Annotated in this window: 12 protein-coding genes; 2 read left to right on the top strand and 10 right to left on the bottom strand. The window is 41.8% G+C overall.

Features of this window, described 5'->3' with window-relative positions:
* Positions 1-5: 5 nt before the first annotated feature.
* The 5 genes from G521_RS0112145 to G521_RS0112130 form a co-directional block, all read right to left on the bottom strand.
* Positions 6-560 (bottom strand): K(+)-transporting ATPase subunit C, encoded by a 555-nt coding sequence (locus tag G521_RS0112145; protein WP_026898780.1) that lies wholly within the window; start codon positions 558-560, stop codon positions 6-8.
* Between the two features lie 6 nt (positions 561-566).
* The gene (gene kdpB, locus G521_RS0112140) at positions 567-2609 is read right to left on the bottom strand and encodes a potassium-transporting ATPase subunit KdpB (RefSeq protein ID WP_026898779.1); all 2043 of its coding nucleotides are present in this window, start codon (positions 2607-2609) and stop codon (positions 567-569) included.
* A gap of 13 nt (positions 2610-2622) precedes the next feature.
* The gene (gene kdpA / locus G521_RS0112135) at positions 2623-4320 is read right to left on the bottom strand and encodes a potassium-transporting ATPase subunit KdpA (protein WP_026898778.1); all 1698 of its coding nucleotides are present in this window, start codon (positions 4318-4320) and stop codon (positions 2623-2625) included.
* A gap of 166 nt (positions 4321-4486) precedes the next feature.
* Positions 4487-4564, bottom strand: coding sequence for a K(+)-transporting ATPase subunit F (gene kdpF / locus G521_RS18515; RefSeq protein WP_081675079.1), 78 nt, complete (start codon positions 4562-4564; stop codon positions 4487-4489).
* Positions 4565-4667: 103 nt separating this feature from the next.
* The gene (locus tag G521_RS0112130; RefSeq protein WP_026898777.1) at positions 4668-5024 is read right to left on the bottom strand and encodes a DUF7674 family protein; all 357 of its coding nucleotides are present in this window, start codon (positions 5022-5024) and stop codon (positions 4668-4670) included.
* 316 nt (positions 5025-5340) lie between these two features.
* On the opposite strand from G521_RS0112130, the gene G521_RS17145 reads away from it, so the two are divergent.
* The gene (locus tag G521_RS17145; RefSeq protein WP_051189728.1) at positions 5341-6390 is read left to right on the top strand and encodes a PAS domain-containing protein; all 1050 of its coding nucleotides are present in this window, start codon (positions 5341-5343) and stop codon (positions 6388-6390) included.
* On the opposite strand, the gene G521_RS0112115 is transcribed toward G521_RS17145, so the two are convergent.
* From G521_RS0112115 to G521_RS0112090, 5 genes are all read right to left on the bottom strand, one after another.
* Positions 6387-7730 (bottom strand): sigma-54-dependent transcriptional regulator, encoded by a 1344-nt coding sequence (locus G521_RS0112115; RefSeq protein ID WP_026898776.1) that lies wholly within the window; start codon positions 7728-7730, stop codon positions 6387-6389. The two genes, G521_RS17145 and G521_RS0112115, sit on opposite strands and share 4 nt — an antisense overlap.
* A 1003-nt stretch (positions 7731-8733) precedes the next feature.
* The gene (locus G521_RS0112100) at positions 8734-9165 is read right to left on the bottom strand and encodes an RrF2 family transcriptional regulator (RefSeq protein WP_026898775.1); all 432 of its coding nucleotides are present in this window, start codon (positions 9163-9165) and stop codon (positions 8734-8736) included.
* A gap of 147 nt (positions 9166-9312) precedes the next feature.
* Complete coding sequence (locus G521_RS18435) at positions 9313-9732, bottom strand: sulfite exporter TauE/SafE family protein (protein WP_262496287.1); 420 nt, start codon at positions 9730-9732, stop codon at positions 9313-9315.
* On the bottom strand, positions 9681-10247 hold the full coding sequence (locus tag G521_RS18370) for a sulfite exporter TauE/SafE family protein (RefSeq protein WP_245580867.1): 567 nt from the start codon (positions 10245-10247) through the stop codon (positions 9681-9683). Before G521_RS18370 ends, G521_RS18435 begins: the two co-directional genes overlap by 52 nt.
* A gap of 34 nt (positions 10248-10281) precedes the next feature.
* Positions 10282-13266, bottom strand: coding sequence for a TonB-dependent receptor (locus G521_RS0112090; RefSeq protein WP_051189727.1), 2985 nt, complete (start codon positions 13264-13266; stop codon positions 10282-10284).
* 514 nt (positions 13267-13780) lie between these two features.
* Between G521_RS0112090 and G521_RS0112085 the strand changes: the two genes are divergently transcribed.
* Entirely contained in the window at positions 13781-14950 is a 1170-nt protein-coding gene (locus G521_RS0112085) for a chromate transporter (protein WP_026898773.1), read from the top strand.
* Positions 14951-15707: the final 757 nt, after the last annotated feature.

The following is a 15707-nucleotide window of genomic DNA, read 5'->3' as shown; positions in this document are numbered from 1 at the left end:
TTTAATTATTTTAATTCGTCGAGTGCGAGATTAAGTTTTAGTATATGAACGACATCTGGTCCCATGATGGGCTTATCAGTATGCTGATCTACCAGTTGCACCAATTTCTCGATCCTGATATTCCGGATTTTGGCTATCCTGCCAATCTGTATTTTAGCTCCTTTTGGAGATAAATGCGGATCAAGACCGGAGCCTGAAGCTGTAATCAACTCAACCGGAATTTGTTCTATTTTAACATCCGGATTATGAACCAGGAAAGTATCAATCCTGGCCTGAACCTCTTTCAAATAATCAGGATTTGAGGCTCCTTTGTTAGAGCCCCCGGAACCTGCCGCATTGTAAGAAACCGCCGAGGGGCGTGAGTTGAAATAGCGGTCTTCAGTAAAAGATTGTCCTATTTTTTCATACCCGATCACTTTTCCGTTCTTCAGGATAGTTTCACCCTTTCCCTGGCCGGGAGCTGCCTGGGCTACAGCCCAGATTAGCGCCGGGTAGGCTACGCAAAAAATTACGATACAAATTGCTGTCAGGCGTAAGGCAGTTAAAATATGTTGTTTCATGATGATTTAAATAAATAATGAGATAATCATATCAATAAGCTTGATACCAATAAATGGGACAATAACACCCCCAAGACCGTAAATGAACAGGTTTCGGCGTAATAATGCACTTGCACCAATGGGCTTATAGGCAACTCCCTTCAGGGCTAGCGGGATCAATATCGGGATAATGATGGCGTTGAAGATAATGGCCGAAAGGATGGCACTTTCGGGGCTTGCCAGCCTCATAACGTTCAATCCCTGCAATGCAGGTATCGAAGCAATAAACAAGGCCGGTACAATGGCAAAGTACTTGGCTACGTCATTAGCAATGGAAAAAGTGGTCAATGTACCGCGGGTCATTAAGAGTTGCTTTCCTATCTCTACGATCTCAATAAGCTTAGTCGGATCATTATCCAGATCGACCATATTACCGGCTTCTTTAGCCGCCGCCGTGCCGCTGTTCATGGCTACCCCCACATCCGCCTGGGCCAATGCCGGCGCATCGTTTGTGCCGTCGCCCATCATGGCTACCAATTTACCCTGCGCCTGCTCATTGCGGATGTAATTCATTTTATCTTCCGGTTTTGCCTCCGCGATATAATCATCTACTCCCGCCTTTTCAGCGATATACTTCGCAGTTAGCGGGTTATCCCCGGTAACCATCACCGTTTTTACACCCATTTTACGCAAACGCTCAAATCGTTCTTGAATTCCCGGTTTGATGATGTCCTGTAGTTCAATCACTCCTAAAGCATATTCGCTTTCAGAAACTACCAATGGCGTTCCGCCATTAGAGGCAATTACTTTAACCTTCTCTTCAATGTCTGCCGGAACCGTATTACCGGCTTTTAGCACCATATTACGAATGGAATCGAATGCGCCTTTGCGGATACGGGAACCTTCGGGGGTGTCGATACCACTTGAACGGGTTTCAGCAGTAAATTTGATGAAAGTGGATCCTGCAGGAGCCTTGTAAATTGCACTCGGATTTCCGTTTTTAGCCAGTTCGATAATCGATTTACCTTCTGGTGTTTCATCGGAAATGGAACTGAATACACAGGCTTCATTAAAACGTTGGGCATTTACTCCTTCACTTGGATAAAAATTAGTTGCTTTACGGTTACCAATGGTGATGGTGCCGGTTTTATCCAGTAATAAGACATCCAGGTCTCCGGCTGTTTCTACCGCTTTACCTGATTTAGTGATCACATTCGCCCTTAAAGCACGATCCATACCGGCTATACCAATGGCGGATAGTAGGCCACCAATGGTAGTGGGAATCAGGCACACAAAAAGCGAAATGAAAGCAGCTATAGTTATTGGCGTGTTTGCATAATCAGCGAAGGGTTTCAGAGTAATACAAACAATGATGAAAACGAGGGTAAAACCAGCCAGTAAAATAGTCAGGGCGATTTCATTCGGGGTTTTCTGGCGTGACGCTCCTTCAACAAGGGCTATCATTTTATCCAGAAAACTTTCTCCGGGCTCTGTAGTTACTATCACTTTAACCTGGTCAGAAAGCACCTTGGTTCCACCCGTTACAGATGATTTATCACCGCCCGACTCCCGGATCACCGGGGCGGATTCTCCTGTAATTGCGCTCTCATCAATGGTTGCAATACCCTCAATGATTTCTCCGTCGGTGGGAATAATATCTCCGGTTTCGCATAAGAAAACATCTCCCTTTTTTAAGGAACTTGAAGAACGCTTTTCAATGGCCCCATCTTCGCGGACTACCTTGGCCGGTGTTTCTTCCCGGGTCTTGCGCAGACTGTTTGCCTGTGCCTTACCTCTTGCTTCGGCAATGGCCTCGGCAAAGTTGGCAAACAGTAAGGTGGCAAACAGGATCAGGAATACGGTCAGATTATAGCCGAAACTTCCCTGACTACTGTCGCTGATCGAGAAAAATGTAACAACCAGCATGATCACAGTGCAGATCTCTACACAAAACATGACCGGGTTACGGAACATTATTATAGGATTCAGTTTGACGAAAGATTGCTTTAAAGCCTCTCTTACCAGGTCTCCCTGAAATAAATTTTGACTTGTACGTTTATGAATGCTCATTTTTATATGATTATTAATAGATAGAGAAATATTCTGCTATCGGTCCCAGGGTTAAGGCAGGGAAAAATGAAAGCGCAGTAATAATAAAGATGACGGCAAAGATCATCACTCCGAAAGTTGTGGTATCGGTTTTTAAAGTACCGGCACTTTCAGGAATGCTCTTTTTTGTGGCCAGCAGGCCTGCTATGGCCAGGGGACCAATAATCGGGATAAAGCGTCCAAGAATAAGAACTATCCCGGTTGATATATTCCACCATGGAGTATTGTCGCCCAGGCCTTCGAAACCGGAGCCGTTATTGGCCGCTGATGAGGTGAACTCATACAGCATTTCTGAAAAGCCATGAAAGCCGGGATTATTGAGCCATGCGATATCCTTTAAATTAGTGATCCCATAGGCGGAAAGTGCGGTTCCAACCAATATTAAGAAGGGATGGAACAGTGCAACGATCATGGCGATCTTTATTTCGCGGGCTTCTATTTTTTTGCCCATAAATTCGGGGGTGCGTCCCACCATTAATCCGGAAATAAATACAGCTATAATAATGAAGACATAAAAATTGAGTATCCCCACACCAACACCCCCATAGAAAGCATTGGTCATCATGGCCAGCAATTGCATCATACCGGATATGGGCATGGAACTATCATGCATGGAATTGACGGAACCGGTAGATATTACGGTTGTTGCAATACTCCAGTAGGCTGAAGCCGCAGCACCAATGTGGGTTTCCTTACCCTCCATTGCACCGGCACGCTGGTCAACGCCCATCTGTTGTATTTGAGGGTTTCCCTGTATTTCCGAATAGATAGTTGGAATAACCAGCATCAGGAACCCCAAAGTCATCACGCCGAAAATCATCCAGGATAACTTCTTCCGTTTCAGGTAAAAACCAATCGCAAACACCATGGCCAGGGGAATGATCATCTGGGCAATAATTTCCGTCACGTTGGTCAGATAATTCGGATTCTCAAGCGGATGGCTTGAGTTGACACCGAAATATCCTCCGCCATTGGTACCTACGTGCTTGATAGCAATCATAGCGGCAGCAGGACCTCTGGAAACATTGACGGTATCGCCCTGAACAGAAATAAACTGGTCTTTACCTTGAAAGTTCATCGGCGTACCGTTAAACGCCAGGATCAGTGCGACTACGATCGAAACCGGAAGCAGAATCCGTGTAAGCGATTTTACAAAGTTATTGTAGAAGTTACCCAGTTTTTCGGTGGTACGTTCTTTTAACGCATTGAATACCATGGCGGCAGCGGCTAAACCGGTTGCGGCAGATACGAACTGCAAAAAGGTAACAAACAGGATCTGGCTTAAATACGACATCCCTGTTTCGCCCGAATAGTGCTGCAAATTACAGTTAACCAGGAAACTGATAGCGGTATTAAAGGCCAGATGAGGTGACATGCTTGGGTTGCTGTCGGGGTTCAAGGGAAGCCAGCCCTGGTTCATTAATAGGAACATGGCTACAAAAAACCAAACCATGTTAACGGTAAGCAATGCGTATAAATGCTGTTTCCAATTCATTTCGCGATTGGCGTCAAGCCCCGTGCTTTTAAAGATTAATTTATCCAGCGGATTGAGGACCGGATCAAGCAGGGTTTTCTCGCCTTTGTAAACTTTTGAAATGTACCTCCCCAGCGGAATGGCCGGGAGAATGGTAACAAGAAAAGTTAATCCAACACTTAAAATTTCAGTATTCATATGTGGTGTTTAAATTTTTTAGAGTTTAAATAATACCCGGATGTTAAATAAATAGAGGGTCGGATACAGTATTCTTTCTGACATATATCTTAAGAATTCGCCTGATTAAGGGAATAGCCAGATAGCTGTCAGGGTAAGGCCCGCAAGTAAAAAGTTATGGTTCATATTAGAATTTTTCGGGTTTGATAAGTACATACACCATATAGATAAATACGGCTATGCCAACGATTAATAATGCGGTCATGACTTAGAATTTTTCAAAGTAGTTTACTGTTTTGTAAAAAAGCCAGAAGCAAAATGCAACCAGCAGGAGTAATAGGATTGTTTCCATTTATTTCTTTTTGTGGCTACCATTTATCCATGTTAACCGAATAACGGTACTGGCATAATAGTCGCCTTTTTAAGATTTCTTTTAATTGTTGCGTTTGCACAGTCTCGGCTTTAAGCATCGGATAGATACTTATCAGAAACTGCACCGTTAGAACCGACTTTACAAGTTGTGATCCAATTTCTATAAGCTCTTCCGCCAGTAAAAAGAACTTTCTTACGCCATCTATACTCCCTTTCTCAATTAATCTGGCGGTATGCGTAGTAAGTAATTTTAATCCGGCAATACAGCTTTTGCTGCCTTTGCCTTTTAAAGCTTTGCTGATTTCCGGAACTTCGTTTTTCAGAAGCTCGCAAATTTGTTCGTCATTAATCATGGGACAATTGATTTGTTATTTATAGCCCCGATGCTATTGAAATGCCAGAATATTAAAAAGCCTGTTAGCAGCCCGATAAGGCAATAAAGGTTAGATATATGAAAAAAAATAGAAGATAATCCCTACCAATATGGAAAGGGTTTTTTCAAAATGAAAGGATCTAAATATTAGTAAGAATGAAATGCTGCAAATCTTCCCATACTGGCCTGACTGGTTTTCCCTAAGTCTCCTTTAAAAATAGCGAAATATTTAGTAAATTGAATACTCAATAAACCATTGGGTTCCAAAAAAATACCTCAACTTTAAAGAGCTCTAAATGAAATTAAAACAAAAACTCCACGCCGGATTTTGGTTCCTGTTCGTTGTAGTTATCTTTTTTGGAGCCCTTTCATTGTTCTATTTAAGATTGATTTCCAAAAGCAATGATGTTATTCTTAAAGATAATTACGCCACCTTAGATTATACCAACCAAATGAGAACTGTGTTGGACGAAAATGATATACCCTTGTCACCAGATGCAATTGAAAAATTCAAATCTGCTTTAATCAAAGAACAAAAAAATATAACAGAAAAAGGTGAAAACGAGGCTGTCGTAGGTTTAAACCGCAGTTTTGGAATCTTAACAAATAACTCTTTAGGCTTACAACGGCAAAGGGAAGCGGCTCGGGAAGTCCTTAAATATGTGGGGCAAATTGAAAAACTCAATTTGTCGGCAATTGAACGGAAAAGTCAAAATTCAACTCAAACCATAAAAAAAGCCACGATTTATCTTGGCGTTGCATCAGCTATTACCTTTATAGTACTCTTTAGCTTCGTATTCAATCTGGCAGATTTTTTTGAAGAACCCTTGCGGTATATTACTGAAGGTATTGAGGAAATTAGCAGGAAAAATTATAAGACAAGATTGTACTTTGATAGGAAGGATGAGTTTGGTGATGTTTCTGAAGCTTTTAATAATATGGCACAAAGCCTGGAAAAACAGAATGCAGAAAATGCTTCCATCATGACAGTTGAAAAATTGTTTACCGATGCCATTTTAAAACAATCTCCGGATCCGGTAATTGGCATAAACAACTTGTTTGAAATTATTTTCATCAGTCCTTCGGCAATAGAACTCTTTGATCTTGACAGAAAGAAATTTATTGGAATTAAAGTATCCAAACTCTCTGATGACAACGGACCATTGAGAAAAATATTCACTAACAACCAAAGTGGTTCTGTAATAATAAATAACAATCAATACCAAATAGAAATCCAGGAAATCATGGCCTCTTCAAATGATTTATCGGAATTAAATACGGACTTAGATATAATTACCTCCGGCAAGTCTGTTGGTAAACTATATATATTAAAAAAACAAACTTAAACGCCGGTATCTAATTGATATTCTTCTATTTTTCGATATAAAGTAGTAAGGCCGATATTCAAAAGCCGGGCAGCTTCAGCCTTATTTCCCTTGCTGTAATACAGCACTTTTTGAATATGTGCTTGTTCTACCGATGCCAGATCCATCCGGTTTAGAGAATCCGAATTTATGTGAAATTCGATAGGAAGAAGATCGGGCGTTAGGGTATTAGAATCGGAAAGAATAACTGCCCGCTCGATGGTATTTTTTAGTTCCCGGACATTCCCTTTCCAGGAATACCTGGATATTTTAATTAAAAATTCTTTATCCATGCCTGTTATCTGCCGGTTGGTTTTATGCGAAAACTCCCGCAGGTAATGCTCTGCCAGTAAACTAATATCTTCCGCTCGCTCACGTAGAGCTGGCAATTTAATGGCGAAAACTGATAAACGGTAATACAGATCAGAACGGAAAGTACCTTTTTCAATTTCCTGGCTTAAATCCCGGTTAGTGGCTGCAATAATGCGAACATCCGACTTCATTGTCTTTGTATCACCCAGTTTTATATATTCGCCGTTCTCTAACACGCGTAAAAGCTTTGCTTGAAGGTCCATACTCATTTCCGCGATTTCATCCAGGAAAATAGTTCCTCCTTCGGCTTCTTCCCATAATCCTTTTTTATCTTTTAAGGCTCCTGTAAAAGCTCCTGCTTTGTAACCAAATAATTCACTTTCCAGAATTTCCCTTAAAAAAGAACTGCAGTTTACCGCCACAAAAGACCGCGACTGGCGCTGACTTTCCTGATGTATCGCCTGAGCGAAAACTTCTTTGCCTGTTCCTGTCTCACCCAGCAATAAAACTGTGGTATCGGTCACCGCAACCCGTCGGGATATATTAATAGCCGCTTTAATCTCTGCGGAATTCCCCACGATATTTTCAAAACTAAACTGCCGTCGCAATTTATTTTCAAGCCGGAAAATCTTATGCTGTAAAATGGATTTGTTAATAGCCTTACTAACTAGCGGAATGATTTTATCATTATCATCTCCTTTGATAATATAATCAAAGGCCCCGTTTTTAATAGCTTTTACGCCATCTTCAATACTTCCAAAAGCCGTTAAAACAATTATTTCTAATGCAGGAAACTTTAATTTGATTTGAGCGGCAAGTTCAACTCCATTTCCATCGGGTAGCTTCACATCACTTAAAACCAACGTAATTTCTTCTCTTTCCAGAATTCTCCAAGCTTCTTTTACATTTTCAGCTTCCCAAACACGATACCCTTCCAATTGTAAAATTCGCCCGAGCAACTGACGCAGTTTATTTTCATCATCAACAATAAGTATGGAGGGCTGGGTCATTACTATCTAAAAATCAGGACTCAAATGTAATTAAGAAGTAGGGTACAAATATCTATATTATTATCTTCATCATCGAATCCACTTTATCCCCATAAGTACCTTTAAGCATTTCGGGAAGGACCAACACTATCCTCTTATTGTCCTTGGTTGCAAACGAGGATATTTTGATCCCCGCGACTGTATTGCTCATAATAAGTTCTATTGTAAGATATGCTTAAACCTTAGAAATTCCACCTTTAAAAAAATGATCTGTATTTCTTAAGAAATTCCATTTCTTCATTTTAGTAAAAAAATTGTTATTCTCAATTTTCTTTAATGTTTTTTCAAGACAGCAATAAACCAATTACAGCGTATAGGAAACGAATCTCAAACATCGCCATATTGGTCGCCTTTTGAAATTACCGGGTAACTTGATGCTGTCCATTCCTGAACGTTTAAAAAAATCCTTACCAAAATAAAAAACGTTGTGATTATCCTTTTCATAAAATCCAATAATTTCAGCGAAGCTAATATTATTGATAAAGAACCACCCGTTTGAAGCTCTAAATGTCATTGCGGGCTGAACCCGCAATCCCTATCAAATGTGCAGGACTTTGAATAAGGATCCCGGTCGGGCCGAATGACAAATCCCATTGTCAAATGCATGAATGCATTATCTGAGAGATTCCGGGTCGAGCCCGGGGATAACAACTTAATACGGTCGTGATTTGGTCATCCGTATTCCTAAGTTCTTTTTCAGATCTTAACTGCAATTAGTTGATTTTGGGGTTTAAAAGATCATTTCCATCTTTAATTTAACGTTCTCCTTTTCAACTGATATGTGATTATTAATATTCTAACATTCATTGATGATAGATTCTTCAATAACTTAACCTTTTAAGATATTCTTTCAACCTAAAAATTTTATACTACTCAAAGGAAGTTGAGGTGATTTTTAAACAAAATAATTTGAAAAAGAAATTGATCTAAGAAGGAACTGCTGAAAGTATAAGAATCTACTAATTTATAGGGTCAATTCCCTTTCCCTTATTGCAAGGTCGGCAATACTGGTGGTTCCCATGATTTTAAGAGTTGCATCCCTTACCTTTTCCATCATTTCGCGAATACTGCAGGTTCGCTCGTTTTGGCATTCTTCACAGCGCTTGTAGAAATTTATGCTTACACAGGGAAGTAAAGCTATCGGACCTTCCAGAATCCTGATGACAGTACTGACCATAATCTCTGAAGGCGGTTGCAAAAGATAATAGCCTCCGCCCGCACCCATTTTACTTCCAAGAAGTTGTTTTCTTTTCATCTCTAAAAGTATTCCCTCCAGAAATCTTTTAGGCAAATATCCAACCGCCGCAATTTCAGAGATCAGCATGGGTTTATTATCCTTCGCCTTAACCAATACGATTAGGGCCCTTAGTGCATATTTTGTTTTTTTAGTTAGCAAGAGTACAATATGAATTAAAGGGTTTGGAATGCATGTACAAAAATTATACAAGAGATTTACAATCTTCTACTATAGTACTTAAAAATATTGAAACCTTCATATCATATATATCTTTTCATCTGCAGGTATTAAGAAAACACATTTTTATTACCTAAAAAACACCTTGTCAAGAGAGTTCCAGATAATACGGATGCTGGAGACTAAAACAATCACTCCCACACCCATAAACATCTTCTTTACTGGCAGCCGGCCAGCCAGTTCCGCAGCCAGGGGTGCTGCGATAATGCCACCGACTATTAAGCCCAAGATGGTACCCAGATGACTCACGCCTAGTATCACAAAAAATGTTAAGGCGCTGGCCATCGTTACAAAGAATTCAGTTAAACTGACCGAGCCGATCACATACTTCGGGCTTCGACCTTTAGATATCAAAGTACTCGTAACCAGCGGTCCCCATCCTCCCCCGCCGAAAGAATCTAAAAATCCCCCGGCACCGGCAAGCCATCCCGCCCGCTTTACTTTTGTGGGCTTACCCTCTTTCTTAAAAGCATTGAGCAGAATCCGCACGCCCAGGAAGAAGGTATAGGCGGCCAGTACGGCCTGATCCAATCTGAATACTTGGCTCCTAAAGTGCCTAGTAACACCGCCCCTGCAATTGCTCCCAGAACGCCGGGAATGAGCAATGTCTTAAAGAGCTTTTTGTTAACGTTACCGAACCGGTAATGGCTGAATCCGGAGGCTCCGCTGGAAAACATTTCCGCCGTATGGATACTCCCGGAAATAACGGCCGGGTTTAGCCCCCCCGACAATAGCAGTGTCGTAGAGATTACACCATAACCCATTCCTAAAGCACCATCCACCATCTGGGCAAGGAATCCCACTAAAACCATGAAAAAGAAAGCCTTATCCAGATGGGTTTTTGCTAAATCTTTTACCACGTCAACACCCAGGTGTTCAAATATCGCTGCACCGATGATTAGCAACAAAAACAGCGCAAGGCTCATAAATGCCATGTTTTTCCATCTCTTCTCGTCCTGCCGGACAACCCTGGCAACCGTATGTTCTGCTTTGCTGAATGTCATGTGCTGTTTTTTTGAGAATTCTTTCTAAGGCAAGCTATTTGTTCACTGAATTTTGCTTCAACAATCCGTCAAACGTCAGGGCTATATAGTAAAGACCGCCTAACGTGGGTCCGCCCGCATATTGAAAGTACTTCCTGTTAAAAATGTTAGTACCTCCTGCTTTGACGATTGCCTTTGCCTGAGTAAAACGATAGCTAACCTGCGCATCGAATGTATTGAATGAAGGTACCGCACCGTTGACCAAAGGGCTTTCCCATTGAAAGGAATCCTGCCATTTCCAGACGATATTAAACCCGACGTTCTTGACGATCTCACGGTTACCGAAAGAGAGATTTGTCGCAAGATTCGGCGTATTGAATCCTGTAACAAAATAGTCACTCTGCTTATTTTCTGAGATATCATTGTAGCTCAGACTACCCGCGAGGGTGTATTTCTGATAGAAATTATACGTAAGGCCCAGTGAAGATCCAAAGTTGTTATACGTATTTTTTGCATTGGTATATACCCGGTAGCGGGTTTGTTGAGCACTGCGATTAGCCGCCAGCATGGCTATTACTGCCTCATCAGACCCTACGGTGACCTGGCTAAGTGGCCGCCCACTACCCGCCTTGTAAGGCACCGATACCTCCACCTGCCCCAAAAACCCCTCATACTGATTAATGTAAGCGTCTATATCCACCACCAGCTTATTATCAAGGAGTATGCTCTTATAGCCCGCTTCAAACGAATTTATCCGCTCCGGACGAGTTTCACCCAGACTTGTTATTTCCAGAAGATTCCGGTTTTTTAAAGCCGCTTCATTCGCCGGCAATCCGGTGGTCAGGTCTTTGTTTACCGCAGCATTAAAGGTGTTTATGGAGGCTAGCGTATAGGAATTATCGAGGTAATTCAGCCCTTCGTTTATGTAAGATAAACCACCTACCCGCCTGATATTGCCGTTATTAACAAAGGAGATCGCCTCGAATATAGCCGGGAAACGGAAGCCGTTTTGAAAAGATACCCTGAAATTATGCCGCTCAGCTAAAGTGTATACGGCCGCAATACGGGGATTAAGCTTTGCATCAAACTCCGGATTATAATCCAGTCTTAAAGAGCCATAAAGCTTAAGTTTCTCCGCGAAAAAGGTTTTAGTTACCTGGGCGAATCCGCCAAACTTCTTATAATAAACATGATCGCCAAAACTGCCATCCGCAAGTGGTTTATTCCGGTCAGCTACAGGCCTGCTAAAATCCACAAAGTTATTTCCATCCGGAATCACTTCATAAATGCGGGCATCAGCGCCAACCAGCAGATCAAAAACTTTGATCTTGCTTGACAGGTTCCATTGCGCATCGGTATGGTAGGTCCGGCTTTTTTGAGTTAACCAGGCGCCTCCGGTCGTAGTTGCTCCTGTTCCGGGCAATACTGCATCATGATCCCAGTTATTGATCTTTACAATAGTATTCTTCAATTCTTCGAAATAAGGCGTTCCCGGTTCTGCCCTGCCGGCATCAGCTGCCGCCCTGGCTGTTCTTAATGCCTCAGCCAAGGGAACGTTTGCATTTAAAGAGTTTTGCAGCGACATTTTATATTTAGCCCCCCAAACCGAATTAATGCCCCCGCTGGTAATGTCCAGGTTATCGACCAGGGGCTTTAGGTTGTAAGAATCACCAGTGTTCTCAATAGAAGCGTAGCCTCGTATAAAGTAATCAGCGCCCTTTAGCTCCAGTTTATGATTCTGAACGACCACGTTGTCCAGCTGGATCTTATTCCCGCGCTGAAAAACACCGTCCATCCTGCCTGTCCGGTATCCGTAAGACAGTTCAGCATTCTCTGTTAAGCGGTAATGCAGCGAAGCATCGAATTTCAAATTATCCACCGAGGGCTTCACCAGGTCTTTTTCATAGTAACCCGTTCGTCTGACGATGATACTTTGATTACCTGTTCGCCCCGGAATACTTAAGCCGCTAATAGTAACCGCATTACTTCCTCCGTCATCGCCGTATTTGTTCCATGCGTCATAAGCCGGATTGTCGAAGTCAGCAGCTAATTCCGGAAAACCCGGATTGGCGGTGTTCAGACCATTGGGGTTCTGGTTTATTCGGGTGTCCGAAACCCAGTCGGTCCCTCTTAAATAACTCAGATTAACTTTGAAGGCAAACCTGTTATCGAATGCTTTAGCATATCTCAGAGCCGTTTCGGTTAGAATACTTAATTCATTTCCGTCGCTGTTGCTTTGATTAAGTCCGGTTTTTTGATAGAGGCTCAAACCGTGGTAGTAAAAAGGGCTTTTAGTTAAGAGATTCGCCATTCCGTTGATAGCATTCATGCCATAAAGAGCCGATGCAGCGCCGGGGGTAACCTCTACGCTTGCGATATCGAGTTCAGTTGGGCCAATAGAATTTCCGAGCGGAACACCTAAAGTGCCGGCCTGCATATCCACGCCGTCAACCAGCTGAACAAAGCGAAAATTATTGGGAATGTTGAACCCTCGGGTATTAGGCACCTTAAATGTGATGCTTGAGGTGGTCATCTGTACGCCCTTTACATTTTCCAGGGCGTCATAGAAACTCGGCGCCGGCGATTCCCGAATCGCTTTGATATCGAGTTTCTCTATGGCGACGGGAGATTTAAGAATACTTTCTTCTACTCTGGAAGCAGTCACAACCACTTCCTGGCCTAACTGGGTCTGTGTGATCAAAGCAATATTCAACCGGGAATCCGCGCCCTTAACTTCAAACTCCTGGGTTTGAAATCCCAGGCTTGAAACCACCAGGGTGAGCGGGAAGGTGGCTTTCGTTTTAAGATTGAATGTGCCGTCGTTGTTTGTAGATGAACCGTTGACCGTATTTTTAACGGAGACACTAACACCGGGGATCGGCGATTTGCTCACATCCTCGATGATTGTACCTGAAATCACAATAAAGTTATTCCCCTGGGCGAGCGCATACTGCGGTACGATGATTAAAATGATTGAACTGAGAACGATTTGAATGGAGCGAAATACTCCCTGGATTTTGGCAGTTGATAGATTTGACATATTTGTTAATAGCTAGTGTTTGAGTGATTGATGGATGCTTGCTGAATACCCGATCACCAACACAAACTATCTCCGAAGAAGCCGGATCCGTTGAAAAGTAAAAGTAAATTTCTGTACATACAATAAAGTCTACTGATTTAGTAGACAATTATAAGACAACATTTTCAAATAGCCAAAAAAGGTTTAATATTCTTTAAATACCGCAATTTTGTAGTATAAAGCTGTATTTTGGAAGTGAATTCAACAAGATCTCGATCAGCTACAAGTCTCTTAAACTAACTATTTCAGCTTAATTATTCTATAATCTATAGATTTAGTAGACTACATTACTAATTATTACTAAGTTTAAGGAGGAAAACAATTGGTAGAAGTAGAGGAATAGGAAATGGAATGGCACGCTAACTCCCCTATTATTATCCCTCTTGCCTGCCCATGGTTTATCCAAGATTTATCGATCCGGAAGAAAAGTGCACTGTAAGAAAAAGTGAATATCAATTTCCGCTAACTATAAGTAATGAAAGAGCCTCTTAAATATTCGCTTTATGATCTTAGTCTATACTTCCTCAAACTTGGCACATGGGGCTTTGGAGGTCCGGTCGCTTTAGTTGGATATATGCACCGTGACCTTGTTGAAAACAAGCAATGGATAAGTGAGGAGGAATACAGGGAAGGTTTGGCGCTTGCACAGCTTGCCCCGGGTCCGCTTGCAGCTCAACTCGGCATATATATGGGCTTTGTACATTATGGTCTGTTGGGTGCTACTTTAACAGGTTTTGCCTTCGTTATCCCATCATTCATCATGGTGGTCTTATTAGGAATGGCTTACCGGCTATACAGCGGTCTTGCCTGGATCCAGGCCGTTTTTTACGGAGTAGGTGCGGCGGTGATCGGCATTATTGCCATGAGCGCCTATAAGCTCACCATTAAATCCATCAGTAAATTCGAACTTGCGGCTATCCGCTCTAAGTGGATCCTTTGGTTACTTTATATCTCCGGAGTCATTATCACGATAGTTACCGAACGTGAAGATGTGCTGCTCTTCCTGGCTTCCGGCCTGGTTTATATGTTTATCAAAGCACCACCTGCCTGGACGAAAAAACCGTCACCCCTGGTTCCTTCGGTATTCCTGGTGGGAACGGGCTTTTGGCAATTTGCAGATGATAAGCTTTGGGATATCGCTATATTCTTCACCAAAGCAGGTGCCTTTGTATTTGGGAGTGGTTTAGCAATTGTACCGTTTCTTCATGGAGGGGTAGTCAAAGAATTCGGATGGCTAACCGAGAACCAATTTCTTGATGCAGTTGCTGTAGCCATGGTGACCCCAGGCCCTGTCGTGATCACTGTCGGTTTTATAGGTTACCTCGTTGCCGGGTTCCCCGGCGCTTTCGTTGCCGCTCTTGCGGTCTTCTTACCTTGCTATTTATTCACCGTGGTGCTGGCTCCATCATTTAAGAAAATCGCAAAGAACCCAGCCATAAAAGCTTTCGTCGACGGAATCACAGCTTCGGTGATAGGTGCATTAACCGGAGCCGCTATTGTAATCGGTATGCGGTCTATTGTAGATGTTCCTAGTGCAATCATTGCTTTATGCAGTGTACTGGCACTCATATATTTAAAGAAAATTCAAGAACCAGCAATAATTGCAATTGCTGCTATAATTGGTATACTAGTTAAATTGGTCTAATACCTGGAGCGTATCTGTCAACTCCTACTGTTCTCATTTGCAACGAGGATACTTGAAAATAACTACGGAAACAAAATCTGCTTTCCCGGTCCTTAAACCTCCTTTTTCTATTATATTGCTGAAAACCTAACTTCACAAATAACAATTCATTTTCAAATGCCCGAATTCCTCGCCGACAAAAAAATATTTACCCTGCTGGAAGTTACCAAAAGCATTCAGAAAACCATTGACGTAAGGTATAAAAGCACTTACTGCATGAAGGCCAGGGGATGAACAAACTAAACTTCTAAAGCCATTCAGGACATTGTTATCCGGATCTGGTGGATAAATTAAACAGAAAAGTAATCTCCAGGATGAGATGCAACAAAAATAACCTTCTAAAAGAATTTCAGGAGTCTTTAAAAGACGGGAATCAAAATAGAATAATTAGCAAAGATAAGAGTTGAATCCTGCTGTTGTTTCGCCAAAAATTACCCCTGATTTTGAAGATTTAAGGTAGCACCTAATTGTTCTTCCATTTAAAAATGGCCATCATTTAAAACAATATATGGCCGGTCTTCTATAAAGAACCCCTAACAAACTATCTTCTACATTCCTGTGCTTATTAATTTCGAATTCTATTTGGTTTATTAACCCTGATAAGATTTAATTCAGGAACAGGTGATACGATAAGTGGAAATTTTTCAACTACTACATTACTGGTATCAAGTCCAAATGCTTTTTCTTCAGAAAGACTATATTTCTTTATAAGGAAATG

It is taken from the genome of Daejeonella oryzae DSM 19973 (assembly GCF_000422945.1).
In the GTDB taxonomy this organism is placed as follows: Bacteria; Bacteroidota; Bacteroidia; order Sphingobacteriales; family Sphingobacteriaceae; genus Daejeonella; species Daejeonella oryzae.
This window is presented reverse-complemented; position numbering and strand designations above follow the sequence as displayed.

Coding starts and splice junctions, on each gene's coding strand:
- kdpB (WP_026898779.1), bottom strand. CDS start 2,609: ATGAGCATTCATAAACGTACAAGTCAAAATTTATTTCAGGGAGACCTG.
- G521_RS18370 (WP_245580867.1), bottom strand. CDS start 10,247: ATGACATTCAGCAAAGCAGAACATACGGTTGCCAGGGTTGTCCGGCAG.
- G521_RS0112145 (WP_026898780.1), bottom strand. CDS start 560: ATGAAACAACATATTTTAACTGCCTTACGCCTGACAGCAATTTGTATC.
- G521_RS0112090 (WP_051189727.1), bottom strand. CDS start 13,266: ATGTCAAATCTATCAACTGCCAAAATCCAGGGAGTATTTCGCTCCATT.
- G521_RS0112115 (WP_026898776.1), bottom strand. CDS start 7,730: ATGACCCAGCCCTCCATACTTATTGTTGATGATGAAAATAAACTGCGT.
- G521_RS0112085 (WP_026898773.1), top strand. CDS start 13,781: ATGAAAGAGCCTCTTAAATATTCGCTTTATGATCTTAGTCTATACTTC.
- kdpF (WP_081675079.1), bottom strand. CDS start 4,564: ATGACCGCATTATTAATCGTTGGCATAGCCGTATTTATCTATATGGTG.
- G521_RS17145 (WP_051189728.1), top strand. CDS start 5,341: ATGAAATTAAAACAAAAACTCCACGCCGGATTTTGGTTCCTGTTCGTT.
- G521_RS0112130 (WP_026898777.1), bottom strand. CDS start 5,024: ATGATTAATGACGAACAAATTTGCGAGCTTCTGAAAAACGAAGTTCCG.
- kdpA (WP_026898778.1), bottom strand. CDS start 4,320: ATGAATACTGAAATTTTAAGTGTTGGATTAACTTTTCTTGTTACCATT.